This is a genomic window from Kitasatospora sp. NPDC022856, from assembly GCF_055561235.1.
On sequence record NZ_JBVHHE010000013.1, the window covers coordinates 26,181 to 51,076 of the forward strand.

Consider the following 24,896-nt stretch of genomic DNA (forward strand, 5'->3'; position numbering starts at 1 on the left):
GGGGAGGGGGCGGCCATGCTGGCTGGCGTGCTGCGCACCAACCGCGACTTCCGGCGGTCCTTCCTCGCCGACCTCACGTCGAACCTGGGCTCGGCGATGTCGACGATCGCCTACCCGCTGCTGGTGCTGAGCCTGGGCGGCAACGCGGCGCAGGCCGGGGCGGTCGCCACCGTCGCCCTGGTGACCAGGCTCGGCTTCCGCCTCCCGGCGGGCGGCCTGGTGGACCGGTGGAACCGGCGCCGGGTCATGCTGACGACCGACCTGGTGCGTCTGGTGGCGGTGGCCACCATCCCGCTGGTCGCCCTCTGGGGCTCGCCGTCCTACGCCCAACTGCTGCTGGTGGCCGCGGTGGAGGGCATCGCCACCGCGATGTTCGGGCCCGCCAACACCGTGCTCACCCGGGACGTCGTCGCCAAGGAGGACCTCGCCGACGCGCTGGGCATGGGCCAGGCCCTCCAAGCCGCCGTCAGCCTGGCCGGTCCGGCGCTGGGCGGCGTCCTCTACGCCGCCGACCGGATGCTGCCGTTCGCCGTGGACGCGCTCTCCTACGCCGTGTCGGCCGCCCTGATCTGGCGGATCGCCGTCCGCCCCACGGCCGCGGAGCCGCGGGCCGAGGACCGCGGGCTGACGGCGGGCATCCGCTGGCTGGTCCGCCGGCGCGAGCTGTTCGTCATCCTGGTGTACGCGGCCGTCATCAACCTGGTCGCGGCCGCGATCGATGTGATCGTCATCCTGGAGCTGCGGGCGAACGGGGCCTCCGGCTGGGTGATCGGGCCCGTGCTGTCCTGCGCGGGCGTCGGCGGGATCGTCGGCTCCCTGCTGGCGCCGTGGTTCGTCAAGCGGTTGAGCGTGCCGACCATCCTGCTCGGCATCGGGGTGGGCTGGACGGCGGTGCTGGCGGTGTTCACGCTGACCTTCGCGCCCGGGGTGGTCGCCGCCCTGCTGACGCTGCTGATGATGCTCTCGCCGGCCGCCGGCGTGGTGGTCGGGCACGCCCTGTTCGGGCAGACCCCCCGGCACCTGATCGGCCGGGTCAGCGCCGCCACCGGCCTGCTGCTCAGCGGCCTGGCCGCGCTGGGCCCGGTCGCGGCCGGCGCGCTGCTGCAGGGCCTCGGCGGGGCGGGCACCTGGGCGGTGATGGCGGTGCTGACGGCGGCGGTCACCGCGGGCGGCTGGATTCCGCTGCGGACCACCCAACGGCTCGCCGCCGGGCCGGTGGCCGACGGGGACGCGCAGCCGGCGGCCGGGCCACCGGCCACCCCGGACCTGGACGCGCAGGCCGGACCGGCCCCGGGCACCCGGACGGCTCCGGCCCCGGAGGCGGACCCGGAGCAGCCGGCGGAACCCGCCGTCGTCGCGCACGCCGCCCCGCCCGCCCCCGGCCGTGCCCCCGCGCCCGGCACCGGACCCACCGCCGCCCCGGCCGGCACCGACCCCGGGAGGAGCTCGGATGACTGACGGCCCGCCACCGCCCGACCCGTACCGCTGGCTGGAGGACGCCGACGACCCGGCCGTCCAGGAGTGGACGGAGAAGCAGGACGCCCGCTACCGCGCCGCCGCCGACGGCTGGCGGGCGCGCGCGAGTGCCGAGGCCCGGCTCACCGAGCTGTCCGAACGCCTCGGTGCCCGCTCCGCCCCCCGCCCGGCCGGCGCGCGGCTGTTCCTCACCCGCTCGCTCCCCGGCGCCGAACACCCCGAGCTGGTCGTCGTCGAACCCTCCGGCGCCGTCCGGGTCCTGGTGGATCCGGCGCTGCTCGACCCGACCGGCGGCACCACCCTGGAGGAGTGGGAGCCGTCCTGGGACGGCCGCCGGCTCGCCTACCAGGTGGCGTCCGGCGGCACCGAGAACGCCGCCCTCTTCGTCCTGGACGTCGACACCGGCCGCGTCCTGGACGGCCCGATCGACCGGGTCCGCCGCAGCACCGTCGCCTGGCTGCCCGACGCCGACGGCTTCTACTACGTCCGCCGGCTGCACCCCGCGCTCCACCCGGGCGAGGGCCAGTACCACCGCCGGGTCCGGCTGCACCTGATCGGCGCCGACCCCGAGCAGGACGCGGTGGTCTTCGGCACCGGCCGGGCGAAGACCCAGCACTACACCGTGCGGATCAGTGCGGACGGCCGCTGGCTGGTCGTCGGCGCCGCCGCCGGCGCGGTGCCCCGCCGGGACCTCTGGATCGCCGACCTGACCGAGGACCGGCCGGACCGGCCCCGACTGCGCCCGCTCCAGGAGGGCCTCGACGCGCGGTCCCAGCCGCACCTGCGCCCCGGCACCTCGCCGGACGGCCGCTGCTGGCTCACCACCGACCTGCACGCGCCCCGGGGCCGGGTCGTGGTCACCACCCCGGGCGCCCCCACGCCGGACACCTGGACCGAACTGATCCCGGAGGACCCGCAGGCCGTCCTGGAGGACTTCGCGATCCTCGACGGTCCCGATCCGGACCGCCCGCTCGCCCTGGTGGTCCGCACCCGGCACGCCGTCGGCGAGGTCACCCTGCACGACCTGGCCGACGGCCGGCCGCTCGGCCCGGTGCCCGTCCCCCCGCTGGGCACCGTCGGCAAGGTCCGGGTCGCCGCCACCGACGCCCACCGGGCCTGGTTCGTCCACACCGACTTCGCCACTCCCCCGGCCGTGCTCTGCTACGACACCCGCACCGGTGCGGTGACGCCCTGGCCCGTCCCCGGGGCCGCCGTGGCCGAGCCCGGCGTCGACCCGGCCGACGGCCTCGAAACCCGCCGACTCGCCTTCACCTCCCGGGACGGCACCACCGTCCGGATGTTCCTGCTCGCCCGGCGCGGCGGCCCGGACCGCCCCCGGCCGGCGATCCTCACCGGCTACGGCGGCTTCGGACAGTCGCTGACGCCCGGGTACGCGCCGGAGGCCCTCGCCTGGGTCCGGGCCGGCGGGGTCTACGCCGTCGCCAACGTGCGCGGCGGCGGCGAGGAGGGCGAGCAGTGGCACCGCGACGGGATGCTCGACCGGAAGCAGAACACCTTCGACGACTTCCACGCCGCCGCCGACCACCTGGTGACAACCGGCTGGACCACCCCCGGACAGCTCGGCATCTGGGGCGCCTCCAACGGCGGCCTGCTGGTGGGCGCCGCCCTGACCCAGCGGCCCGCGAGCTTCGGGGCGGTGGTCTGCATGGCCCCCCTGCTCGACATGGCGCGCTACGAACTCTCCGGCCTCGGGCCGAGCTGGACGGGCGAGTACGGCACGGCCGCCGATCCGGAGCAGCTCGCCCGGCTTCTCTCCTACTCCCCGTACCACCACGTCCGCGCCGACACCCGCTACCCCGCCGTCCTGTTCGCCGTCTTCGACGGCGACAGCCGGGTGGACCCGCTGCACGCCCGCAAGATGACGGCCGCCCTCCAGGCCGCGACCGGCAGTGGGCAGCCGGTCCTGTTCCGTCTGGAACGCGGCGCGGGCCACGGCGCCCGCGCCGCCTCCCGCCGCACCGCGCTCTTCGCCGACCTCCTCGCCTTCTTCGCCGACCGCCTCGGCCTTCCGGCGGGCTTCTGACCCGGAGGGCCGCAGCGCGGCTCACCCCGGGCGTCGCTCCCGCGACGACGGGCCCGTCCGTGGCAGCAGGAGCTTCGCCACGGCCGGCTGCGGGACCGATCCGCGCGGGACCACCACCGGCGGCCACGACGACACGACCGCGCGTACGGTCGCCGTCCGCGAGGGCGAGGAGTTCGACGAGCCCGCCCTCGGGGCGGTGTTCCGGCGGATCATCGCCGACAACCGGGCCGGCGGCCGGCGTGCGCCGGAGCGCGGCGGGTGGCCGGGCGCGCCCACCAGGCCGGCCCCCGACGGGTCCGTCGGGGGCCGGGCAGGGCGGGCGGAGCGGGGTCAGGGGCCGGTCAGCAGGGTGAGCAGGTCAGTAGGTCAGCAGGTGAACTTGATCAGCCGGAAGGTCGCGTAGTGGTCGCCGGTGTAGTAGTCCTCCCGGTACGCCTGGCCGGTGACGATGCGGCGGGCGCCGCGGGTGGGCGAGCCGGGGGTCACCACGGTGTACTCGTGGTAGTAGCCGGTGGACCTGCTCGGCAGGACGCGCTCGCGGTTCTGGAAGACGACGCCGTCCTGGGAGTACGGGAACGGGCCGTTGCTCGCGATGAGGTCGAGGGCGTGGTCGGCCTCGGCCGGCAGCGCGGAGAGGCACACCGAGCCGCTCACGGTGGCGTGGGCCTCGGTGGCCGTCACGGCAGGGGCGAGGGTCAGCAGGGCGACGACGGTGACGGCGGCGGCGCGCGTCTTCCACGCGCGTAGAGTGCGGGTCATGACAACAGTGTGACCAGGCACGGAGCGGCACCGGAAGGCCTGATCCAACTCTTCACCTGCGGGTAAGTCGCCGGACGGACGGGCGACTTGAACCGTACTCGGGCGGCCGGAAACCCGGCGCACGGACGCCCGCGCGCCGAACGTGCGCCCGGGCCGTCCGGACAGCTCCGAACGGCCCCGTCAGCCCCGTCCGGTCGGTCAGCCCCGGGCCCCGCGCCCGCCCGCCGCGGCCCCCTCCCGGAGCAGCGCGGCCAGCGACTCGGCGTACGGCGACGGGCGCCGGCCCCGGGCGACGGCGATCCCGAAGTGCCTGGCGGGGCGGGGCGCCACCACCGGCACCACCCGGGTGCCGCGCAGCACCGGGTCGAGCACGACGGACGGGACCAGCGAGACGCCGACCCCGGCCGCGACCAGGGTGCGGGCGAAGAAGTAGTCGGTCGTGGAACCCGCCACGCGCAGTTCGAAGCCGGCCACGGCCGCGTACCGGCGCAGGAAGGTCTCGGTCTTCAGGCAGCCCAGCACCCAGCGTTCCTCGGCGAGTTCGGCGAGGTCCAGGGCCTCGCGACCGGCCAGCCGGTGCCCGTCGGGCAGCACCACCGAGAGCGGATCGTCCATCAGCGGGGTCCAGTCGAGGCCGGAGCGGTCTCCGGGGAGCACCGGCAGGGGGCCGTCGAAGTGGTAGGCGAGCGCGAGGTCGGCCACCCCCTCGCGCACCATCGGCAGGCTGTCCTCGGGCTCCCGTTCCAGGATGCGCAGTTCGACCTCCGGGTGGTCGGCGGCGAACCGGGTCAGCGCCGCCGGCAGGAGGTGCCGCCCGCCGCTGGTGAAGGTGGCGAGGGTGAGCCGGGGCCGGGCCGCGCCCAGCCGGCCGATCTGCTCCTGCGCGTGGCGCAGTTCGGCGGCGACCGCGGTGGCCGCCTCCACCAGCAGCTGTCCGGCCTCGGTGAGCCGCACACCCCGGGTGGAACGCTCCACGACCGCCGTGCCCAGGCCCCGCTCCAGCGCGGCGACCTGCTGGGACACCGCGGACGGCGTGAGCCGCAGGGCGGTGGCCGCCCGGTTGAAGCTCCCGTGCTCGGCGACCGCCCGCAGCACGCCGAGCCTCCGTACGTCGATCATCGCGCTCCCTCGGTCGACAGCTCTGCTGATGACTCGTTCAGCAGGTCGGTAGTTCCGCTGATGACGGTACGGCAGCAGAGTGGGGGCATGCGAAACGTCTGCGTCATCGGCGGAAGCCGGTACTTCGGCCTGCACCTGGTCACCCTGCTGCGGGACTCCGGTACCCGCGTCACCCTCGTCAACCGCGGCTCGACCCCGCCGCCGCCCGGGGTCGACCACGTCCGCGCCGACCGGTCCGACGAGACCGGGCTGGCCGCCGCGCTCGGCGGCCGCGACTTCGACGCGGTGATCGACCAGGTGCTCTACACCCCCGTCCAGGCGGCCGTCGCCCGCCGGGTGTTCGCCGGCCGCACCGGCCGGTACGTGATGACCTCGACGATGGAGGTGTACGACCCGGCCACCTCGCCCCTGGTGCGCACCACCGAGGGAGTTCCGGTGCCCGAGTCCGCCGTCGACCCGCTCCGGGCCGTCCCGTCGGAGCTGCCGTGGCACGATCCGGCGGCGCTCGCCCGGCGCACCGACGAGGCGACCGGGTACGCCGAGGGGAAGCGGCAGGCCGAGGCGGTGCTCGCGCAGGATCCGCCGTTCTCCTGGGCGAGCGTGCGCAGCGCCCACGTCCTGGGCGGCGGGGCGCGGGACTTCACCGGCCGGCTGGCGCACTACACGGAGCTGATCGCGGCCGGGCGGCCGGTCGCGGTGCACGCGAGGCCGCGGCCCACGTCCTTCGTCCACCACGAGGAGATCGCCGCCGCACTGGTGCTGTCGGCGGCCTCCGACGACGCCGGTCCGGTGAACGCGTGCTCGCCGGACGCGCTCGACGTGGTCCGGCTCTGCGAGCTGATCGCCGACCGGCTGGGGACCACCGCCCGCTACCGGGTGACGGCCGGCGAGGACGCCTCGCCGTTCTCCTTCGACCGCTGGTACCCGATGGACGACCGGCGCGCCGTCGCGCTCGGCCTGCGGTTCTCCCCGCTGGCCGACTGGCTGCCGGGCGCCGTGGCGGAGGCCGCCGCCCTCTCCCCGAGGGAGGCGTGACGTGCGACAGCGCACCATCGGCGCCGCGGCCGTCGGCGCGATCGGGCTGGGCGCGATGCCGCTCTCCGTCGAGGGCCGCCCGGACGAGGCCTCCGCCCTGGCCACCCTGCACAGCGCGCTCGACGCCGGGGTCACCCTGATCGACACCGCCGACTCCTACCACTGGCACGCCGGCGAACTCGGCCACAACGAACGGCTGGTGGCCCGCGCGCTGGCGAGCCGGACCGCCGCCGACCGCGCCGCCGTGCTGGTCGCCACCAAGGGCGGGCGCGGCCGGCCCGGTGACGGCTCCTGGACGGTCGACGGCCGCCCGGACCGGCTGCGGCAGGCCTGCGAGGGCTCGCTGCGGCGCCTGGGCGTCGCGGCGATCGACCTCTACCAGCTGCACAAGCCCGACCCCCGGGTGCCGTGGGCCGAGTCGGTGGGCGCTCTGCGAGAGCTGCTGGATGCCGGGAAGATCCGGGCCGCGGGGATCTCCAACGTCGACGAGGGGCAGATCCTGGTCGCGCGGGACATCCTGGGCGCCGGCCTGGTCTCGGTGCAGAACCGCTTCTCCCCCGCCGTCCGCCGCGCCGAGCCGGAGCTGCGGCTCTGCGAGCGCCTGGGGCTGGCCTTCCTGCCGTGGAGTCCGCTCGGCGGGCTGTCGCGCAGTGTCCTCGACGGCCCCGACGACGTCGCCGTCACGTCCGGCGCGTTCCACCGGATCGCCGCCGAGCGGGGCGTCTCGCCCCAGCGGATCGGCCTGGCCTGGCTGCTCGCACTGTCCCCCGCCGTCGTCCCGATCCCGGGCGCCCGCCGGTCCGCCAGCATCCGCGACTCCGCCGCGGCCGCCGACCTCACCCTCACCCCGGCCGAACTCAGCGAACTCTCCGAACTCTCCGAACTCAGCTCACTCGCCGCACCGTTCGGCCCGGCGCAGCCCGGGCCCACCGGGTGAGGCGCCGGCCGTCGAAACGGCGGAGGGCCGGGGCACGCAGTCGCTGCGCGCCCCGGCCCTCCGCCGGCCCTGCCCGGATCAGCCGTAGATCGTGAAGACCGAGTCGCTCTGCCCGCCGTAGGCGTTGCTCAGGGCGAAGACGTGGCTGCTCGGACGGAAGATCCCGAAGGTCGTCCGGCCCCGGCCCAGCCAGTCGCCGACCACCGGAAGGTCGCCCTTGACGCCGTAGGCGGCGGTGGAGACGCTGCCGTCGTCGTGCCGCAGGATGAACAGGTTCGGGTCGCCCTCGTTCCGCCCGGGGCGGAAGACGCCGAACTGGGCGTGGTGCACGCCGTCCCAGTCACCCACCACCGGAAGGTCGCCCTGGTCGCCGAAGCCCATGGTGGAGACGCTGCCGTTGTCGTGCCGCACCGCGAGGGTGCTGGTGCTCGGACGGAAGATGGCCAGCTGGTCGTGGCCGTTGTGGTCCCAGGCACCGACCACCGGGAGGTCGCCCGGCTCCCCGAACTGGACCGTGGAGACGGACTTGTCGGAGTGCTGCAGGGCGAAGGTGCCCGTGCTCGGACGGTAGATCCCGGACTGGCACTGGCAGGTGTTGTCCCAGGCTCCGACCACCGGAACATCCCCCGGGTCCCCGAGGCTCCAGACCAGGTTCGCCTGGCCGGAGGCCTTCTGGTAGGAGAGCGCCCAACGGCCCTTGTCGAAGAGCCCGACGTGGCTGGTGGGGCCGCCGAAGTAGCCGGCGAACGGCACGCCGGCCTGCGGACCGGCGACGTACAGCTGGGTCCCGGTGCTGCCGGTCCGGCCGTGGTCGTCGACGACGGTCTCGGTGACGGTGTACGTGCCGGCCACGCCGTAGTCGTGGGTGACACCGCTCGGCGGGGTCGGTCCCTCGCTGACGGCCGGGGCCGTGCCGTCACCGAAGTCGATGACGTAGCGGGCCACCGGCCAGGGGCTGACGGTCCGGTCCGTGACGGTGACCCGGGCGACGGTGCGATCGGGCTGGTACACCCCGAAGGACGGGCGGAGCTCGCCCACCGGGGCCAGCTTCACCGTCCCGGTGGAGGTGCGGACCAGGCCGGTCTCGCTGGTCGCGGTGAGCGTCAGCGTGTAACTGCCGCCGGCCGGGTAGTCGTGGTCGATGGTGATGTTGCCCGAGGTCACCGGGACCGGCGCGGTGCCGTCACCGAAGTCCAGGGTGGCGCCGACCGGTGCCCAGCCGGGGGTGTACCAGACCGTGGCCCGGGCGTTCAGCGGGTGCCCGGTGGTCGAGTAGGGCAGCGCCGACACCATGACGCTCATGGTGTCCTGCAGTTCCACGGCGCCGCGGTCCTGGTAGCCGTTGCCGGTACCGGTGTTGGCGATCTTCGGGTGGTCGGCGCGCGGGTCGCCGTAGAGGTCGGTGTCCAGGGCGCCGGGCGCCGAGGCGTCGGCGGCGTCCGTCAGACCCTCGACCGCGATCGGCCGGTAGTCCGAGGTCGACTGGGAGAAGCCCGGGTCGGCCCCGTTGTCGTGGGCGCCCTGGCCGGTGGCCCGGAAGGCCGCCGCCGTGGCGTAGGAGGTGCCGCCCCACGCGTAGGCGGCCGCGCCCGGCGCGGGCTGGACGCTGTTGTAGTCGACCTTGGTGCCCTGGGTCGAGCCCGCCGACACCGTCAGCGCGACCGAGGAGACCGGTACGCCGCCGCACCAGTCCGCCGGGCGCTTCGCCAGCACGTTGTTCTCGACGGTCGCGCCGGAGGAGTTGCCCGCGAGTTCGATGTCGCTCAGGCAGTTCCGGCCGAAGGTGTTGCCGACCACGACGGTGCCGGGGGCGTCGGTGACCAGCACGCCCCGGCCGTCCGTCTCGGTCACCAGGTTGGTGGTGAGGACGGTGCCCGTCACCCCGGCCTCGACCGCCACGCCGATCGGGCCGGCCGAGGCGATCTGGCTGCGGCTCACCGTGACGCCGGCGCTGTGGCCGGTGATCCGGACGGCCGGGCCCGGCTGGGCCGCGCCGCCGCTTCCCGCGCCCACGATGGTGCGGTCCAGGACGATCCGCTCGGAGTCCTTGACGAGCACGCCCTCCTGCGGGGCCATGATCTGCAGACCCGTCACGGTGACGTCGTGCACGCCCGAGATGAGGAAGCCGTAGCCGGGGGCGTCCGGCCCGTCCTGCTGACCGACCTCGACGCTCGTCGCCGGGACCTTGTAGGGGATGTCGGCCTTGAAGACGATCGGCTTGCCGGGCAGGCCCGAGCGCCTGACCGTGATCATGCCCTGGTAGGTGCGGTTCGGGGCGATCTGGACGGTCTGCCCCGGCTGGGCCGCGTCCGCGGCGGCCTGGATGCCACAGTACGGCTGGGCCTGGGTACCGGCCCCGGCGTCCGAGCAGTGCGCGGTGGTGCTGTTGTCCACGTAGAGCACGGCGGTCTCGGCCTGCGCGACCGAAGGCAGCGCGGTTCCCGCGCCGGCCGAGCAGGCGACGGCGATGGCTATGCCAACGCGACGGTGGAACGACAAAGTTGATCCCCCTGATGTGACGTTCTGGTGGCGCGCCGGTCCAGGGGACGCCGAGAGACCCAGGGCGTCCCTCCTGCGCGGCGATCAGTATCCACGACGTCGCCGCAGCTCCGCACCCCGGTATCGGAGCTGCGGCGGCGGGCCCCGGGCCGGGGGTCAGGACAGGTCGTCGGCCGGGGTCTTCTCGGGCTGGACGGCGCAGACCGCGTTGACGCCGCCCGGGCCGAACAGCAGGGATCCGCCGACCAGGGTGCCCACCACGCCGCGGCAGACGGCGGCCTCCTGGGGCGTCTTCGGGCCTTCGGCGGCCGCCGGGTGGGCGGCCAGCAGCGGAGCGGCGAGCAGCAGGACGGCACCGGCCGCGCGGACGGCGTGGCGGAGCGGCTTCGGCATCGGGCTGAGCGGGAGCATGGGTCGGCCTTTCGGATCGGCGGGGGACGAGCCATCGCGGATCGGCGATGGACGAGCCATCCCTATCGGACCGGCCGTGCGCGGCGCCGGACTCTGCGCCGTCCGTGGGCGTGTCAGCCCGTGCCCGTCCGCTCAGCGCTCGTCCGGGTAGCCCCACTCGACGGCCGGGCGGGCGTGCGGCGCGACCTTCCCGACGGCCTCGGTGACGGCGCGCTCGAACGCCGGCCGCCAGGCGTAGAAGCGGGTGATGACCAGCGGGTACTCGCTCTCGCCCGAGACGATGAACTCCCCGTCCAGCTCGCCCACGCCGATCCGCACCTCGTCGTCGATCCGCTCGTCCCGCAGCACGGCGGCGAGGGCGTGCACCACCTCCCACGCCTGCTCCCGGCCGGTGAGGCCGTCGACGAAGAGGGCGAGTTCTATGTTGACCGACACGGGGGGAATGGTATCCGGGCCGCCCCAGCCGACCGGCGGCGGGCGGGTCAGCGGGGGCCGAAGGACGCCCCGGGCGAGGCCAGCACCCTGGCGGCGCAGCGGTGGCCGCGCTCGGTGGCCTCGCGCAGGCCGACCTCGGCCAGGAAGCCGGCCAGGAAGCCCGCGGCGAACGCGTCGCCGGCGCCGGTGAGGTCGCGGACCTCGCCGACCGGCGGGACGGGCACCGCGAAGGGGGCCCGCCCGGGCGCGTCCACGGTGGTCGCCGCCGCGCCGGCCTTGGTGACCACCGTGGTGCCCGCCAGCCGGGCCCGCTCCGGGCCGGGCCGGCCCTCCACCAGAAGCCCGAGGAAAGCGGCCTCCTCCTGGTTGGCGAACAGCAGGGTGGGCGTCAACTCGGCGGCCAGGGCGAGGAAGCGCTCCCGGCCGAAGCCGGCGAGCATGCCGGTCGAGGAGGCGTCGAGCGAGGTGGTGCCGCCCGCCCGGCGCACCCGCCGCAGGGCGTCGGCCGCCGCGCTCCCGACCGGCTCCCCGTCGAAGGAGTAGGCGGGCACGTGCAGGTGGGTCAGACCGGCGAGCCACTCGTCCGGCACGGTGTCCAGCAGGGTGGCCGCGCCCCGGTCGGGGAGCATCGTCCGCTCCCCTGCGTCGTCGACGAGGACGACGATGCTGCCCGTCTGCCCCCGCCTGACGACCCGTACGTCGACGCCGTGGCCCGCCAGTTCGGCGACCAGAGCGTCCCCCGCCGGGTCGTCGCCGACGCAGCCGAGGAAGCGTGCGGGCCACTGCCCGGCGGCGAATCCCGCGACGTTCGCCGCGCTGCCGCCGCGCCGCCGGAAGACCCTGGCCGTGGAGTCGGTGCCGTGCCGCAGCGGCCCGTCGACCCAGACGACGACGTCCTCGACGAGGTCGCCGAGTACCCCGAGCACCTCGATCACCGGCGCTACTCCCCGCCCCGCAGCGCCGCCAGAGCGGTGGCGATCCGGCCGCCGAGGAGGACGTTGCCCCGGTAGACCGCGACGTTGACGTCCAGGCTGCGGCCCTGCGTGTCGCGCTGGATGAAGTCGAGCAGGAACGGCGTCGAGGCGTTGCCGGTGATGCCCCGGCGCTCGGCCTCGGCCCAGGCCCTGGTCAGCAGCGCGTCGAGCTCCTGGGGCGGCAACTGCTCGGCCGGGTCCACCGGGTTGGCGATCAGCACGGCCTGGGGCAGCTCCAGCCCGTCCCGGGCCGCGATGATCCGCGCGGCCTCCTCCGGGGAGTCCACCCGGTAGGCGATCTCGTGCCCGGAGTCGGTGACGTAGAAGCCGGGGTACCGGCGCGTCCGGTAGCCGATGACGGGGATGTTGAGCGTCTCGAAGCGCTCCAGGGTGGCCCGGATGTCCAGGATCGACTTCACGCCCGCGCTGATCACGGTGACGGGCGTGGCGGCCAGCGTGGTGAGGTCGGCGGACTCGTCGAAGCTCTCGGCCGCGCCGAAGTGCACGCCGCCCAGCCCGCCGGTGGAGAAGACCCGGATCCCCGCCCGGTGGGCGAGGAAGGCGGTGGCCGCGACGGTCGTCCCGCCGTGCCGGCCCAGCGCGGCGACCACCGGCAGGTCGCGCAGGCTCGCCTTGTCGAGGTCGTCCGACTCGGACAGTTCCTTGATCTGGTCCGGGCCGAGTCCCACGGTGGGCACCCCGGCGAAGACGCCGATCGTCGCCGGGACGACCCCGGCGGCTCGCAACCGCTCCTCCGCCTCCAGCGCGACCTCCAGGTTGCGGGGCCGCGGAAGGCCGTGCGTGAAGATGGTCGACTCCAGGGCGACGACGGGCGCGCCGTCGGCGACGGCCCGGGCGACGTCGTCGGAGATCCGGATGGGCAGTCCGCTCATGGGAGGCACGAACTCTCTCTGGGGTGCCACCACGCTGTGGCAGTTCCGGTCAGCCTAGGGACGGTTCGCATCGGGATCCAGAAGGAGTACCGGGCCTTCCCATAGGGTTTCGACTATGGGATTCACCTTGCGTCAGCTCGAAGTCTTCCTCGCGGTCGCCGACGGTCTGCACTTCGGCCGCGCCGCCGAGCGCCTGCACATCTCGCAGCCGACGGTCAGTCAGGAGGTCGCCCGGCTGGAGCGGGCGGTCGGCGTCGAGCTCTTCGACCGCAGCCGCCGGGCCGTCGTCCTCACCCCGGCGGGCGAGGTGATGGCCGACGAGAGCGCCCGGCTCCTCGGCCAGGCCGCCGCCCTGCTCGCCCGGGTGCGGCTGCACGAGGAGGCGCGGACGGGCACCGCCCGGATCGTCGCCTCCCCCAGCGTGATGAACCGGCTGCTGCCCGCCGTGGTCAGCCGGGCCGAGCGCGAACTGCCCACGCTGGACACCGCGGAGCTCGCCGTCGACACCGGCCGCGTCTCCTCGACGCTGGCCGCCGAGCTGGCCGACATCGGCCTGGGCCGCTTCCTCGACGAGGTGGCCGGCTACCGGCGGGAGACCCTCGCCGACGAGCCCGTCCGGGTCGCGCTGGGCCGCGACCACCCGCTGGCCGGGCGCGACGCCGTCCGGCTGTCCGAGCTGCGGAACCTCCCGCTGCTGCTCTGGCCCCGCGAGCAGCACCCGCGCTACTACGACCACGTTCTCGGACTCTGCTCCGAGCACGGCGTGGCGCCGCCGGTCCTGGTGAGCCCGCCGCGCATCGTCGGCTCACGGCTCTACCTGCTCTCCCAGAACCGGGCGTTCTCGCTCGTCCCCCGCTCGATGACCGGTCACCTCACCGAGGAGGTGGTCACCGTCCCGCTCGCCGGCCGGGCCACCCTGCCGCTGGAGATGCAGTGGCGGCTCGACGACGGCCGGCCCCGGCTGGCGGCGCTGCGCGAGCTGATCCGCCAGGAGGCGGGCACGCTCCAGAGCGACTGACCTCCAAGACGGCTGAGCTCCAGGGCGGCTGAGCTCCAGGGCGGCTGAGCTCCAGGGCGGCTGAGGAGAGCCGCCGGCCGCCGCTCGCGCCACCGTCGCGCCAGCGCACGCGCCACCGCGTGCGCCACGGCGGGCCGGGTACGGGGGAGGCGCGTGCCGAATCGTTCGCCACCAGGGAGGGGAAACCGGCCAGAACCGGCCGGGTGGCCGGAATGTTGCATCCATGTGAACCGGTTCCGCAGACTCTCGCACCATGCCGCCCACCGCACCGCCCTGACCTGTACCGCTCTGGTGCACGGCGGCCGAGCCCTGGCCGCGGCCGTCGAACGCCTCGACCGCCGGGCCATCGCCCTCCTGCTCGGGCTGGTCCGCCCGGTCACCGCCCGGCTGACCGCCCGGCTGCGCCGCGCGGTGGCCGCCAACTGCGGCGACGCGCTGAACCGGCACCTCCCCTGCCGCGGCCGGGAGCCCGTCCAGGACCGGTGGACCGAGGGCGCGCCCGGGCACCGGGACGCCGGCTGACCGCCCGGGGCCGGGGCCACCCGCCGGCGGGGCGGGGGCGGGCGGGCGCGAACCGACCGTCAGGTGTGGTCCTGGGGTCCGAGGATCAAGCCCGGCAGAGCCCGGTCGTCCAGTCGACGGTCGCGGCGGCCTGCGAGTACGTCCACTCCGGCGCCAGCAGGTCGCGGTCCAGCTGGGCCGCCGCGCCCTTGTCCTCGACCACGTAGCCGAAGTCCTGCAGCCAGGCCGGGTAGAGGTTCTTCGACCCGACATAGAAGGCCGAGCCGTCGACCGCGACCAGCTTGTGGTGCAGCGCGTACGGGTGCCCGTCCGCCCAGGTGGCGGTCGGCGCGGCGCGGAAGGACGCGAGCTGGAGGTTGCCGCAGAGCGCGGCGCCCGCCTTCGCCGGGTCGCCGGTCAGCCGGGTCAGCCGGGCCCGCAGCACGTCGGAGACCTCGGAGAGCGACTTGATCTGCGAGTAGCCCCCGCTGCCGACCGTGCCCCGGTTCGCCGGGTCGCTGACCACGATCCGCACCTTGACCCCGGCCACCAGCTTGGCGGCCAGCAGGTCGTAGAGCCGGGCGTCGTAGCGCGGCAGCGGCGGGCAGGTGCCGTTCATGTCCTGCTGGGAGATCTCGATGTGGCTGCTCGCACTGCCGACGAGCGCGCGCAGGGCGTTCTCCTCGGGATTGACCGTCTCGTAGTCGCGGTCGGCGTTGGTGTTGTCGTGCAGGGCCAGCGGACCGCACTGGGTCTCGGAGACCCCGGCGACCGGGGCGGGCCGGTAGGCCGAGGCGGGGTCCGCGGCCTTGACGCCGACACCCAGGCCGCCGACGGCGATCACCGGAACGCTGCCGGTGGCGGGCGCGGCGGGGTTGGTGTCCCGCTCCATCGAGGGCCGGCAGGCACCGCCGTCGGAGGAGGCGAACCACGCGTTGTCGAACAGGCCGGTGCGGCCGCAGGTCCACGCCCACAGGGTGTCCAGGTAGCGCGCGGCCGAGGTGGCGGCCGGGCCGGTCAGGGCGAGGTCGACGTCCGAGACGGGGTGCGCGGTGTCCAGGTAGTCGTCCTTCCACCCGTTGATGCCACCGGCGATCACGCTCCGGCCGTCGACCACCAGCAGCTTGGAGTGGTTCCAGGAGAACGCCGTGCGGGAGGTGGTCATCGAGGCGACGTTCAGCGTCACCGAGCCGGCCGCGGGGCCGAGCCTGGCCAGCAGCTCGTCGCGGTAGCGGGAGGGGAGGACGTTGGCGTTGTAGAGCGGCGCCGCGCCCACCAGGATCCGCACCTGGGGGCGGTGGCCGGCCGCGACCGAGGCCTTGAGCCCCGCCACCAGCGCGTCCTGGAAGCCGCCGTTGGGGAACGGCGCGAGGGTGGAGACGTCGACCGTCCGGGTGGCCGAGGCGACGTCCGCCTGCATCCTGGCCAGCAGCGCACGGGTGCCCCGGCGGTCGGCGCAGCCGGCGTCACCCCAGCAGCCGGGCGTCTGGAGCAGCCAGCCGGCCGGATCGTCGGCGGTGCCGGCCAGCGCGTTGCCCTCGGTGCGCTCCCAGACCGAGCCCTCCAGACCGGGCGACACCTCGCGCAGCGCACGCTCGACGGCGTCGAGGTGGGCCGTCCCGCCGTCGGCGGTGGCACCCTCGGCGGGGGCCGCGAGGGCCGACGGGGGCGGGACGGCGGCGAACAGGGTGGTGGCTGCGGCGACGGCCAGGGCCGAGCGGACGAGGCGGCCGGACCGGCGGGACCAGGGGAGGCGCACGTGAGGTTCCTTCAGGGAGCGGCGGGTGGTTCACCCGCGGGACACCCTGAGATTACCGAAAAGTAACTTGCTGTCGAATCTGCGCATGACAACCAGTCACCGGGCCGGAAACAGACCCGCCGGTCGACCCCCGCCGATCGGCCGACACATCGTCAGACGCATGTGTGACGGTACGTCGATCAGCGGCGGGACGCGCTCGCGGGACGCGGCGGGCCGACCGTCCGTCCCGGTCACACCGGGGCACGTCCGGGCGGGTGACGGCGGCGGCGATCCGGCCCCCGCGACCGGCGAGCCGGGCGCCCGCCCGGCCCCGGATCCGTAGCGTCGGCCCATGCTCCTCGGCCTGCTGGCGGCGCTCCTGGCCGCCCTCCTCACCGGCTCGGCCACCGTCCTCCAGGCGGTGGGCGCGCGCCGCGCCGCGGTGGGCCACCACGCGGGCGAGGCCGCCGCGCTCGCCGGGGCGTTCCGCCAGTGGCCGTTCCTGGTGGGTGTCGGAATGGACATGCTCGGGTTCGCCGCCGAGCTGGTCGCGCTGGAGCGGCTGCCGCTCTACGAGGTCGAGGCCGCCCTGGCCTCCGCCCTCGCCGTCACCGCCGTGGGGGCGTCCCGGGTGCTGCGGATCCGGCTGCGGCGCAGCGAGTGGATCGGGGTGGCCTCGGTCTGCGCCGGGCTCTGCGTCCTCGCGCTCACCGCCGGACACGACGGCCGCGGGTCCGGCGACCAGCCGCTGCGCCTCGGCGTGCTGCTCGTCTCGGTCGCCCTGACGGCCGTGGGGTGGGCGGTGGTCCACCTGGCCGGGGCGCGGCGCGCCCCGCTGCTCGGCCTGGTGGCCGGCCTGCAGTTCGGGGTGGTGGGCGTCGCGGTCCGGGTCCTGCCGGGGGCACGGCTGCCGGAGCTGTTCGGCGAACCCTCGGCGTACGCGATCGCCGTCGCCGGGCTGGGCGGCTTCACCGCGCTCACCTGGGCCATGCAGAGCGGGTCGGTCACCGCCGCGACGGCGGCGATGGTGCTCGGCGAGACCCTGGGCCCCGCGATCGTCGGGGTGCTGCTGCTCGGCGACCACACCCGTCACGACGCGACGCCGCTCGCCGTCGCCGGGTTCGCCGCCGCGGTTCTGGGCGCGCTGACCCTGGCGCGCTTCGGTGACGCCGAGCAACCCGCCACCGCCGGGACCTGAGCCCCGGACGGCCGCCGGCTCCCCGCGGCGCCGGGCCGGGGCCCGGCGCCGCGAAGCGGCAGGTGCGGAGCGGGAGGCGCGGAGCGGGAGGTCAGGCCGCCGGGCCCGCGAGGACCTCGTTGACCAGTTCGCGCGCCTCGGCCTGGACCCGGGCGAGGTGGTCGGCACCGTGGAAGGACTCGGCGTAGATCTTGTAGACGTCCTCGGTGCCCGAGGGGCGGGCCGCGAACCAGGCGTTCTCGGTGCAGACCTTGATCCCGCCGATCGCGGCGCCGTTGCCGGGCGCCTCGGTGAGGACGGCGGTGACCGCCTCGCCCGCCAGGTCGCCGGCGCGGACCTGCTCCGGCGACAGCCGGGCCAGCAGCGCCTTCTGCTCGCGGTCGGCCGGGGCGTCCACCCGGGCGTAGGCGGGGGCGCCGAAACGGTCGGTGAGGTCGCGGTAGTACTCGCTGGGCGTGCGGCCGGTCACCGCGGTGATCTCCGAGGCCAGCAGGGCCAGCAGGATGCCGTCCTTGTCGGTGGTCCACACCCCGCCGTCGCGGCGCAGGAACGACGCCCCGGCCGACTCCTCGCCGCCGAACGCGATCGAGCCCTCCAGCAGCCCGTCGACGAACCACTTGAAGCCGACCGGCACCTCGACGAGGTCCCGCTTGAGGTCCGCGGCGACCCGGTCCAGCATCGAGGAGGACACCAGCGTCTTGCCCACCGCCGCGTCCACCGGCCAGTCGGCGCGGTGGCGGTACAGGTAGTCGACGGCGACGGCCAGGTAGTGGTTCGGGTTCATCAGGCCGCCGTCCGGCGTCACGATGCCGTGACGGTCGGCGTCCGCGTCGTTGCCGGTGGCGATCGCGAACCGGTCCCGGCGCTCGATCAGCGAGGCCATCGCGGCCGGCGAGGAGCAGTCCATCCGGATCTTGCCGTCCCAGTCCAGCGTCATGAACCGCCAGGTCGGGTCGGTGACCGGGTTGACGACGGTCAGGTCCAGCCGGTGCGTCTCGGCGATCCGGCCCCAGTAGGCGACCGACGCCCCGCCCAGCGGGTCGGCGCCGATCCGCAGGCCCGCCGCCCGCACCGCGTCGAGGTCCAGCACCGAGACCAGGTCCTCGGTGTAGGCGGTGAGGTAGTCGTGGCGGCCGGTGGTCGCGGCGGCCAGGGCACGGGCGTAGGGCACCCGCTTGACGCCCCGCAGGCCGTCCCGGATCAGGGCGTTGGCGCGGTCCTGGATCCAGCCGGTGGCCTCCGAACCGGCCGGACCGCCGCTCGGCGGGTTGTACTTGAACCCGCCGTCGCGCGGCGGGTTGTGGGAGGGCGTCACCACGATGCCGTCGGCCAGCGCCTGCGGGTGGCGCCGGTTGTGGGCCAGGATCGCGTGCGAGACGGCCGGGGTGGGGGTGTAGCCGTCGGAGCTGTCCAGCAGGACGGTGACGCCGTTGGCCGCCAGCACCTCGACGGCGGTCGCCCGGGCCGGCTCGGACAGGGCGTGGGTGTCCGCGCCGAGGAAGAGCGGGCCGGTGGTCCCCTGGGCCACCCGGTACTCGCAGATCGCCTGCGTGGTGGCGGCGATGTGGTCCTCGTTGAACGCGGCGTCCAGCGAGGAGCCGCGGTGCCCCGAGGTGCCGAACGCCACCCGCTGGCCCGGCTCCTCCGGGTCCGGGTGCAGCGTGTAGTACGCCGTCACCAACCGTGCCACGTCCACCAGGTCGTCCGGCTGCGCCTGCTGCCCGGCCCGTGCGTGTGCCATCGTCTCTCCCACAGTGTTCCTCGCCGTGCGCCGGCCGCGCGGCCCGGCGCATCCTTCTGCCCCGTGCTCACCGATCGTAGCCAGCGCGCGACCTTCGGCCCACACGGGGCGACCCCCGGGCACCGGAGCATCCGGCACGAGCGGCGCCCGGCGGGGCGAGTCGGGGGGCGCACGACCGGGGCGCGCACGGCGACGGCGGAACGCCCCGGCACCGGGCGACCGGCGACCCCGGGCACCGGAGCGCCCCGCGCGAGCGGCGCCCGGCGGGGCGAGTCGAGGGGGGCGGCGCAGCCCGGCCCGAGCCGGTGCCCGGACCACCGCACACGGCCACCCGGCTCGGTCCCGGGGCGCGCACGGCGACGGCGGAACGCCCCGGCACCGGGCGACCGGCGACCCGGCGCGGGCCCGCGGGCGCTCAGTCGCCGGGGTGCGGCTCCGCCGGCCGTGCCCGGGGGCCGGGCCGGGGTCGGAGCGCCTGGGTGACGCCCCAGGCCGCGGCCGCCAGGCCGGCCAGGGCGATCGGGCGCGACCACTCCCCCGCGCCGGTCGACGCGAGGGCGACGGACAGGACCAGGCCGGACGCGGCGAGGGCGGCCAGTGCGTTCACGGGCCGGACGCGGTCGCGCTGCGGGCCGAGGACGTCGACCAGCAGCAGGTAGCCGATCAGGAGCGCGGCCACCGCCGCGATCCCGCCGAACGGGGGCTCGCCCAGCGCGGCCAGCAGCACGCTCCCGGCCGCCAGCACGGTGCTGCGCGACGCGGCGAGCCGACCGGGCCAGCTGTGCGGGCGGCGCGGCGGCTCGTCCAGCGGCGGGGCGGCCCAGAGGGCGAAGACCGCCGCGACGACCGCGGCGACCGGGCCGAACCGGTCCACCGCGCCGTCGACGGTGCCGCCGACCCCGGCGGCGGTGAGCGCCAGCGCGACGCCGGTGCAGCGCAGCGCGGCCCGCTCGGCCCACCCGACCCACCGGGCAGCGGGCGCGATCCCAGGCTCGGCAGCGACCGAATCAGCGACCGGGGCGGCGGCCGAGGCAGTTGTCGGGGCGGCGGTCGGGGCGGCGGTCGGGGTGTCGTCGACGGTGGTCATCGGGCTCCTCCCCCGATCCGGCGGCGCAGCAGTGGCGCGAGCGCCAGGTCGAGCGCCTCGCCCGGGGCGTAGCGGGCCACCGGGATGCCGCGGGCGCGCAGCGCCGAGCGCATCGCCTCGCGTTCGGCGTGCCAGAGCCGCAGGGCCACCGCGCCGATCTCGTCACCGGGCTCCACCGCCGGTTCGCCGGCCGGGACCTCCACCACGACCAGCGGGTTGCCGCGGTCGCGGACCTGGCCGAGCACGTCCAGGATGCGCTGGTCGGCGAGGGAGGTGAAGGCGTACACCAGCGCGTGGCCGGGCAGCGCCGCCGCCGGGAGCCGGGGCACCAGGGGGCCGCGGTGGCCCCGGTCCTGACGGACCTCCAGCACGCTCTCCACCATCCGGTAGAAGTGCCGGTCCCCGCTGCCCGCGGCGAGCCAGCGCAGCTTCCCGCCGACCGCGATCAGGCCGACCCGGTCGTGCCGGCGCAGGTAGGCGCGGGTCAGGCCGCCGGCCGCGCGCAGCGTCTCGTCGAGGCTGGACCGGCCGGTGGCCGCGTCCAGGAAGTCGGCCAGCGTGTCCAGCAGGACGACCGCGTCGGCGGCCCGCTCCGCCGCGAACTGGTTGATCTGGACGGCGTCGCGGCGGGTGGTCGACGGCCAGTGGATGCGCCGCTGGCGCTCACCGGGCACGTGCGGGCGCACGCCGACGACCTCGACGCCGGTGCCCTCGTGCGCGGTGGTGTGCTCGCCGAGTCGTTCGGGCAGCCGTACCGGGATCGGGGTGAGTCGGGCCGCGCTCGGTACCGGGAAGACGTCCACCGTGCCGAGGTCGGTGCGCACCGTCCGGCGGGCCAGACCGCCGGCGTCGTAGACGTCGATGTCGACGCTGCCCAGGGTCCAGCGGCCCCAGCGTTCGGCTCGGAGCACCAGGTCGACCTCGGTGGCGCCGACGGTCACCGCCGTCAGGGCGACGCCGGGGCCGAGGGCGACGGCCGGGTCGAGCCGGCCGATCCGTCCGTCGTGGCGGACGGTGACCCGTACGGTGATCGGCTCGCCCTCCAGGCAGCGGCTCGGCTCGACGCTGTTCTCGGCGGCCAGCCGGGACGGCCGGCCGGTGCCCGGGGCCGCCAGGGCGAGCAGGACGGCCGGGCCGGCGGCCAGCGCGAGCAGCCAGGCGTGGCCGGTGGCCAGCGCGGCGACGGCCGCGACGGTGGCGACGGTGAGCAGGCGCAGGGTCCGCTCGCCGGGGCGCCAGTGCGGGGAGGGCGGGGTGCTCGGCAGGCCGGCCGCGGTGGCCCGGGCGCTGCGGGCGACCAGGCGCGCGGCGGCCTGCTCCGGGCCCCGGGTGGCAGTCCCCCGGGCGGTACCCGGGCCGGCGCCCAGGCCGGACCGCGTACCGGTCGGCCCTCCGGTCCGGGCGGTCCGGGCCGGGCGGCCGCGGACGGGGCGCGCACCGGGGCCGGCGGCCGGGCCGGCGAGCCGCCGTACCGGGCGCCCGCCGGGCCCCGCACTCTGGGCGGCGAGCCGGCGGGCCTGCTGCCCGGGCCGGTCGGCGGCGGAGGGCTCGGGGTTCACCGGGCGGCGTCCGGGGCGTCCACCGGGCCGCTCCCCGGCCCGCCTGCCGCGCGCGGCAGGGTCTGCGGCGCCGGGACGGCGGCGACCAGGCGCGCCAGCACGTCGTCCGCCTCGACCTGGCGCACCCACAACTCCGGGGTCAGGGTGATGCGGTGGGCCAGGGCCGGAACGGCGAGCGCCTTGACGTCCTCCGGGGTCAGGTAGTCGCGGCCCTCCAGCATCGCGCGGGCCCGGGCCAGCTGGACCAGGGCGAGACCGCCCCGGGGCGAGGCGCCGACCTGGATCTGCGGGTCGTTGCGGGTGGCGTGGACCAGCGCGATCACATAGTCGACCAGGTCGTCGTCGACCTCGACCCGCTCCAACGCCGCCCGCATGGCGAGGAGTTCGGCCGGACTACTGACCGTCTCCAGGACCGGCTCCGGCACCGCGCGGTCCAGCCGGGCCCGGAGCATGGAGGCCTCCAGACCGGTGGTGAGGTAGCCCATCCGCACCCGGAGCAGGAAGCGGTCGAGCTGCGCCTCCGGCAGCGAGTAGGTGCCCTCGTACTCGATCGGGTTGGCGGTGGCGATCACCACGAACGGCTGCGGCAGCCGGCGGGTGGCGCCGTCGACGGAGACCTGGCCCTCGGCCATCGCCTCCAGCAGCGCGGCCTGGGTCTTCGGCGGGGTGCGGTTGATCTCGTCGGCCAGCAGGAGCTGGGTGAAGAGCGGCCCGGGGCGGAAGACCATCTCGCCGCTGCGCCGGTCGTAGAACGGCGCGCCGGTGACGTCCGAGGGCAGCAGGTCGGGGGTGAACTGGATCCGGCGGAAGTCCAGGCCGAGGGTGGTGGCGAAGGATCGGGCCAGCAGGGTCTTGCCGAGCCCGGGGAGGTCCTCGATCAGCACGTGGCCGCCGGCCAGCACCCCCAGCATCACCAGCCGGAGGGCCTCGGGCTTGCCGACCACGGCGCGTTCGATCTCCTCGACCACCGCGCGGGCGCGGCGGCCGGCCTCCTGCGGCGTCAGCACCTGGGCCTCGGCCGGACGCCCCGGGGACAGCTCGGCCACCGGGGCGTGCTCGGTGTCCGGGACGGGGGCCTGGGGAACGGCGGTCATGGTTCTCCTGAAGGGCGGCGTCGGCCGGCCAACTACCGGGTCCGGCGGGGGTGCGGGGAAACGGCGGGTGCTGGGCGTCCCTCGGGGACGGCGCCGGCTACCCGGACTTCGACGGCCTGGGGCCGGGCGGCTGGAGGGATTCGAGCCGGTCGACGAGGGCGAGCAGGACGGGGCCCGGGAGGGCCGCGTCCGGGTCCGCGGCGTCCGGGTCGATCCACGGCCACAGCCGGGGGCCGATCAGTTCGGCGGCCCGGGCGCGGTCGGTGTCGAGCGAGACGCCGTGGGTCTCGGACAGGCGCGCCGCGAAGAGCCGCCGGAGCCGGCCGCGCAAAGGCCGGGCGTCGCCGTTCGGGTCGAGGCCCTGACGGACGGTCCAGCGCCAGTCGCCGAGGCCCGGCTCCCGGGAGTCCATCACGCGCTGCCGGTCGCGCAGGCCGATGTCGAGGAAGCCCGCACCGGCCACGTACCGGCCGGCGACCAGCCCGGTGGCGGTCAGCAGGACGGCTCCGGCGGCGGCCGCGGGCGCGCCGCCGACCAGCGCGAACAGGACCTCGGCCAGTACGGCGGCCACTGTCAGCTCGATCAGGCTGTGCCGGACCGAGCCGGGTGCGGCGAGCTCGCCACCGGCCCGGCCCTTCGGGTCCACGGCTGCGGGGGCGGGGGCGGCGGAGGAGCCGGCAGGGTCGGCCTGTCGCCCGTTCCGGCGGGCACTCATCGGTGGCCTCCGGTACCGGCCGACCCGGCTGCCCCGGCTGCCCCGGCTGCCCCCGCCGTCGCGGGCTCCGGCGGTGGCCCGGCCCGGTCCGCCAGTCGCTCGGCGAGCGCGTCGAGGGCCGACCGCGCCCGGCGCACATGGGTCTCGCCCATCGGGTGGGTGGAGTACCGGGCCTCCCGGAACAGCGCGGTGAGCGCCCGCGCGTGGACGGGGTCGACGCGGTCGTCGGTCACCGCACGCTCCAGCAGTTCGGTCGGGCTCTCGGGAGCCCGGCGGGACAGTCCGGAGGCCGCCAGCGAGGCCTCCATCGCGGCGTAGCAGGCGATCACCGCCGCCCGCGCGTCGGCGCCGGTGAGGGCGCGCCGGGCGGTGTCGACGGCGGCGGCCAGGGCGTCCTCACCTCGGGCCGGCGCGGCGGGCAGTCGCGCCGGCGGCGGCCGCCGGGCGATCCGCAGCCGCCGCAGCAGCAGGACGGCGACCACCACCACGACGACCACCAGGGCGACGGCGAGCGCGCCGAACACCACGGGGATCACCGTCGAGAGCCAGCTCTTGCCGGACACCGGGTCGGGCCAGACCGGCGGCGGCGACGCCGGGGGCGGGGTGAAGTCCGGCACCGGCGGCAGCGACGGCGGATCGACCGAGTCCTTGACCGCCCGCCCGTGGAAGACGAACAGCAGCACCGGCACCGCGGCGGCGGCCCCGGGCAGCAGGACCGCGGTGGCCTCCCGCAGGCGCTCCGCCCACGGCGTCGGCCCGTCGAGGTGGCGGACCTCCGCGCGGAAGCGCAGCGCGAAGCGGCCGATGACGAACAGCCAGCCGAGCACGAGCAGCAGGACGAGTCCGAGGGCCTCCACCGGCACCGTGGCGGCGGGCGCACCGAGCAGACCGCCGTCCGGCCGCAGGGCCGAGGCCGCGAGGAGCAGGCCCACGAGGGCGACCAGGACGCCCACGGTCCGGCCGGCCGACCCGCCCGCGCGGTCGGTGTCGCCCGCGCGGTCGTCCGGGCCGCTTCGCCCGTCGTGGCGGGGCCCGCTCGGCTGCAGTTCGTCGTCCACGCGGCCGTCCCCCGGTTCCCCCGCAGCGCGGTCGGCTCCGCGCGAGGATGCAGCGTCGCACACCAACTGTCGTATTGTCACCCCGCGTCGCGGGCCACCGAGGCCTCCGCACCCGGGCGGCCGCCGCCCCCGCGAACGGGCTCAGACCAGGCGGTGCATGCCCACCGAGTGCGGGGCGGTCTCCCGGAAGCCGTACCGGGCGTAGAGCCGGTGGGCGTCACCGTCGGCGATCAGCGAGACGTAGGCGCCCGCCGGGGCCCGGCTCTCCAGTTCGGCGGTCAGCAGGGCCATGATCCGCCCGCCGAGGCCGCGGCCCTGGTGCTCGGGCAGGACGCAGACGTCGGCGATCTGGAAGACGGACCCGCCGTCGCCCACGATCCGGCCCATCCCGACCACCCGGCCGTCCAGGTGCACCGTCACCCCGTGCCAGGTGTGGGGGAGCCCGGCCGCCACCGCCGCGGCGGGCCGGTCGCTCATCCCCGCACCGGTCCGCAGCCGTCGGAAGGTGTCCACGTCCGGCACACCGGCCCGCAGCTCGTAATGGTCACTCGCGCTAGTCATGCATTACAGAATAAGCCACCGCCGCCCCTCCCGGCGGAACGCGC

The 24,896-nt window shown here is 76.1% G+C and carries 22 protein-coding genes; 7 read left to right on the forward strand and 15 right to left on the reverse strand.

Going from position 1 to position 24,896, the window contains the following annotated elements:
- Positions 1–15 precede the first annotated feature (15 nt).
- The gene (locus ACZ34W_RS17950; RefSeq protein ID WP_465605226.1) at positions 16–1,458 is read left to right on the forward strand and encodes an MFS transporter; all 1,443 of its coding nucleotides are present in this window, start codon (positions 16–18) and stop codon (positions 1,456–1,458) included.
- Complete coding sequence (locus tag ACZ34W_RS17955; RefSeq protein WP_465605230.1) at positions 1,451–3,520, forward strand: prolyl oligopeptidase family serine peptidase; 2,070 nt, start codon at positions 1,451–1,453, stop codon at positions 3,518–3,520. Before ACZ34W_RS17950 ends, ACZ34W_RS17955 begins: the two co-directional genes overlap by 8 nt.
- A gap of 366 nt (positions 3,521–3,886) precedes the next feature.
- On the opposite strand, the gene ACZ34W_RS17960 is transcribed toward ACZ34W_RS17955, so the two are convergent.
- Together ACZ34W_RS17960 and ACZ34W_RS17965 are read right to left on the reverse strand one after the other, a co-directional pair.
- On the reverse strand, positions 3,887–4,279 hold the full coding sequence (locus ACZ34W_RS17960; protein ID WP_465605233.1) for a guanyl-specific ribonuclease: 393 nt from the start codon (positions 4,277–4,279) through the stop codon (positions 3,887–3,889).
- A gap of 198 nt (positions 4,280–4,477) precedes the next feature.
- The gene (locus ACZ34W_RS17965) at positions 4,478–5,398 is read right to left on the reverse strand and encodes a LysR family transcriptional regulator (RefSeq protein WP_465605236.1); all 921 of its coding nucleotides are present in this window, start codon (positions 5,396–5,398) and stop codon (positions 4,478–4,480) included.
- Between the two features lie 87 nt (positions 5,399–5,485).
- On the opposite strand from ACZ34W_RS17965, the gene ACZ34W_RS17970 reads away from it, so the two are divergent.
- Both ACZ34W_RS17970 and ACZ34W_RS17975 read left to right on the forward strand, forming a co-directional pair.
- A complete protein-coding gene (locus tag ACZ34W_RS17970) occupies positions 5,486–6,433 on the forward strand; it encodes an NAD-dependent epimerase/dehydratase family protein (RefSeq protein WP_465605239.1) in 948 nt (315 codons plus the stop codon).
- Between the two features lies 1 nt (position 6,434).
- Complete coding sequence (locus ACZ34W_RS17975) at positions 6,435–7,370, forward strand: aldo/keto reductase (protein WP_465605242.1); 936 nt, start codon at positions 6,435–6,437, stop codon at positions 7,368–7,370.
- A 78-nt stretch (positions 7,371–7,448) separates the two neighbouring features.
- Here the strand turns inward: ACZ34W_RS17975 and ACZ34W_RS17980 are convergent, their stop codons facing one another.
- The 5 genes from ACZ34W_RS17980 to ACZ34W_RS18000 form a co-directional block, all read right to left on the reverse strand.
- Entirely contained in the window at positions 7,449–9,869 is a 2,421-nt protein-coding gene (locus ACZ34W_RS17980; RefSeq protein WP_465605245.1) for a PKD domain-containing protein, read from the reverse strand.
- Between the two features lie 156 nt (positions 9,870–10,025).
- Positions 10,026–10,262, reverse strand: a complete 237-nt coding sequence (locus ACZ34W_RS17985; protein ID WP_359804775.1) for a hypothetical protein — start codon at positions 10,260–10,262, stop codon at positions 10,026–10,028.
- Between the two features lie 150 nt (positions 10,263–10,412).
- Positions 10,413–10,715: a hypothetical protein gene (locus tag ACZ34W_RS17990; RefSeq protein ID WP_329491442.1), complete on the reverse strand. Its 303-nt coding sequence runs from the start codon at positions 10,713–10,715 to the stop codon at positions 10,413–10,415.
- 47 nt (positions 10,716–10,762) lie between these two features.
- A complete protein-coding gene (locus tag ACZ34W_RS17995) occupies positions 10,763–11,650 on the reverse strand; it encodes a carbohydrate kinase family protein (RefSeq protein ID WP_465605250.1) in 888 nt (295 codons plus the stop codon).
- 5 nt (positions 11,651–11,655) lie between these two features.
- The gene (locus ACZ34W_RS18000) at positions 11,656–12,582 is read right to left on the reverse strand and encodes a pseudouridine-5'-phosphate glycosidase (protein ID WP_359839507.1); all 927 of its coding nucleotides are present in this window, start codon (positions 12,580–12,582) and stop codon (positions 11,656–11,658) included.
- 115 nt (positions 12,583–12,697) lie between these two features.
- On the opposite strand from ACZ34W_RS18000, the gene ACZ34W_RS18005 reads away from it, so the two are divergent.
- Both ACZ34W_RS18005 and ACZ34W_RS18010 read left to right on the forward strand, forming a co-directional pair.
- Complete coding sequence (locus ACZ34W_RS18005; protein WP_465605254.1) at positions 12,698–13,600, forward strand: LysR family transcriptional regulator; 903 nt, start codon at positions 12,698–12,700, stop codon at positions 13,598–13,600.
- A 225-nt stretch (positions 13,601–13,825) separates the two neighbouring features.
- Positions 13,826–14,122 carry a hypothetical protein gene (locus ACZ34W_RS18010; protein WP_465605257.1) on the forward strand — a complete coding sequence of 99 codons (297 nt, stop codon included), beginning with the start codon at positions 13,826–13,828 and terminating at the stop codon, positions 14,120–14,122.
- Positions 14,123–14,207: 85 nt separating this feature from the next.
- Here the strand turns inward: ACZ34W_RS18010 and ACZ34W_RS18015 are convergent, their stop codons facing one another.
- Positions 14,208–15,860 carry a phospholipase D-like domain-containing protein gene (locus ACZ34W_RS18015; RefSeq protein WP_465605260.1) on the reverse strand — a complete coding sequence of 551 codons (1,653 nt, stop codon included), beginning with the start codon at positions 15,858–15,860 and terminating at the stop codon, positions 14,208–14,210.
- 331 nt (positions 15,861–16,191) lie between these two features.
- Between ACZ34W_RS18015 and ACZ34W_RS18020 the strand changes: the two genes are divergently transcribed.
- Entirely contained in the window at positions 16,192–17,037 is an 846-nt protein-coding gene (locus ACZ34W_RS18020) for a hypothetical protein (RefSeq protein ID WP_396487376.1), read from the forward strand.
- 91 nt (positions 17,038–17,128) lie between these two features.
- Here the strand turns inward: ACZ34W_RS18020 and pgm are convergent, their stop codons facing one another.
- The 7 genes from pgm to ACZ34W_RS18055 all read right to left on the reverse strand — a co-directional run bounded on the left by pgm (position 17,129) and on the right by ACZ34W_RS18055 (position 24,852).
- Complete coding sequence (gene pgm, locus ACZ34W_RS18025; protein ID WP_329491435.1) at positions 17,129–18,778, reverse strand: phosphoglucomutase (alpha-D-glucose-1,6-bisphosphate-dependent); 1,650 nt, start codon at positions 18,776–18,778, stop codon at positions 17,129–17,131.
- A gap of 415 nt (positions 18,779–19,193) precedes the next feature.
- A complete protein-coding gene (locus tag ACZ34W_RS18030) occupies positions 19,194–19,865 on the reverse strand; it encodes a hypothetical protein (RefSeq protein ID WP_465605264.1) in 672 nt (223 codons plus the stop codon).
- Positions 19,862–21,424, reverse strand: coding sequence for a DUF58 domain-containing protein (locus ACZ34W_RS18035; RefSeq protein ID WP_465605267.1), 1,563 nt, complete (start codon positions 21,422–21,424; stop codon positions 19,862–19,864). The genes ACZ34W_RS18030 and ACZ34W_RS18035 overlap by 4 nt, the downstream gene beginning before the upstream one ends.
- Positions 21,421–22,518 carry an AAA family ATPase gene (locus ACZ34W_RS18040; RefSeq protein WP_465605271.1) on the reverse strand — a complete coding sequence of 366 codons (1,098 nt, stop codon included), beginning with the start codon at positions 22,516–22,518 and terminating at the stop codon, positions 21,421–21,423. Before ACZ34W_RS18040 ends, ACZ34W_RS18035 begins: the two co-directional genes overlap by 4 nt.
- 97 nt (positions 22,519–22,615) lie before the next feature.
- The gene (locus ACZ34W_RS18045) at positions 22,616–23,233 is read right to left on the reverse strand and encodes a hypothetical protein (protein WP_329491431.1); all 618 of its coding nucleotides are present in this window, start codon (positions 23,231–23,233) and stop codon (positions 22,616–22,618) included.
- Entirely contained in the window at positions 23,230–24,291 is a 1,062-nt protein-coding gene (locus ACZ34W_RS18050; RefSeq protein ID WP_465605274.1) for a DUF4129 domain-containing protein, read from the reverse strand. The genes ACZ34W_RS18045 and ACZ34W_RS18050 overlap by 4 nt, the downstream gene beginning before the upstream one ends.
- Positions 24,292–24,432: 141 nt before the next feature.
- Complete coding sequence (locus ACZ34W_RS18055) at positions 24,433–24,852, reverse strand: GNAT family N-acetyltransferase (protein ID WP_359834781.1); 420 nt, start codon at positions 24,850–24,852, stop codon at positions 24,433–24,435.
- Positions 24,853–24,896 lie beyond the last annotated feature (44 nt).

Bases quoted from the DNA above. Each gene is read 5' to 3' on its own strand.
- ACZ34W_RS17950 (WP_465605226.1), top strand. From the start codon at position 16: ATGCTGGCTGGCGTGCTGCGCACCAACCGCGACTTCCGGCGGTCCTTC.
- ACZ34W_RS17955 (WP_465605230.1), top strand. From the start codon at position 1,451: ATGACTGACGGCCCGCCACCGCCCGACCCGTACCGCTGGCTGGAGGAC.
- ACZ34W_RS17960 (WP_465605233.1), bottom strand. From the start codon at position 4,279: ATGACCCGCACTCTACGCGCGTGGAAGACGCGCGCCGCCGCCGTCACC.
- ACZ34W_RS17965 (WP_465605236.1), bottom strand. From the start codon at position 5,398: ATGATCGACGTACGGAGGCTCGGCGTGCTGCGGGCGGTCGCCGAGCAC.
- ACZ34W_RS17970 (WP_465605239.1), top strand. From the start codon at position 5,486: ATGCGAAACGTCTGCGTCATCGGCGGAAGCCGGTACTTCGGCCTGCAC.
- ACZ34W_RS17985 (WP_359804775.1), bottom strand. From the start codon at position 10,262: ATGCCGAAGCCGCTCCGCCACGCCGTCCGCGCGGCCGGTGCCGTCCTG.
- ACZ34W_RS18000 (WP_359839507.1), bottom strand. From the start codon at position 12,582: ATGAGCGGACTGCCCATCCGGATCTCCGACGACGTCGCCCGGGCCGTC.
- ACZ34W_RS18005 (WP_465605254.1), top strand. From the start codon at position 12,698: ATGGGATTCACCTTGCGTCAGCTCGAAGTCTTCCTCGCGGTCGCCGAC.
- ACZ34W_RS18020 (WP_396487376.1), top strand. From the start codon at position 16,192: ATGCTCCTCGGCCTGCTGGCGGCGCTCCTGGCCGCCCTCCTCACCGGC.
- pgm (WP_329491435.1), bottom strand. From the start codon at position 18,778: ATGGCACACGCACGGGCCGGGCAGCAGGCGCAGCCGGACGACCTGGTG.
- ACZ34W_RS18030 (WP_465605264.1), bottom strand. From the start codon at position 19,865: ATGACCACCGTCGACGACACCCCGACCGCCGCCCCGACCGCCGCCCCG.
- ACZ34W_RS18040 (WP_465605271.1), bottom strand. From the start codon at position 22,518: ATGACCGCCGTTCCCCAGGCCCCCGTCCCGGACACCGAGCACGCCCCG.
- ACZ34W_RS18045 (WP_329491431.1), bottom strand. From the start codon at position 23,233: ATGAGTGCCCGCCGGAACGGGCGACAGGCCGACCCTGCCGGCTCCTCC.
- ACZ34W_RS18055 (WP_359834781.1), bottom strand. From the start codon at position 24,852: ATGACTAGCGCGAGTGACCATTACGAGCTGCGGGCCGGTGTGCCGGAC.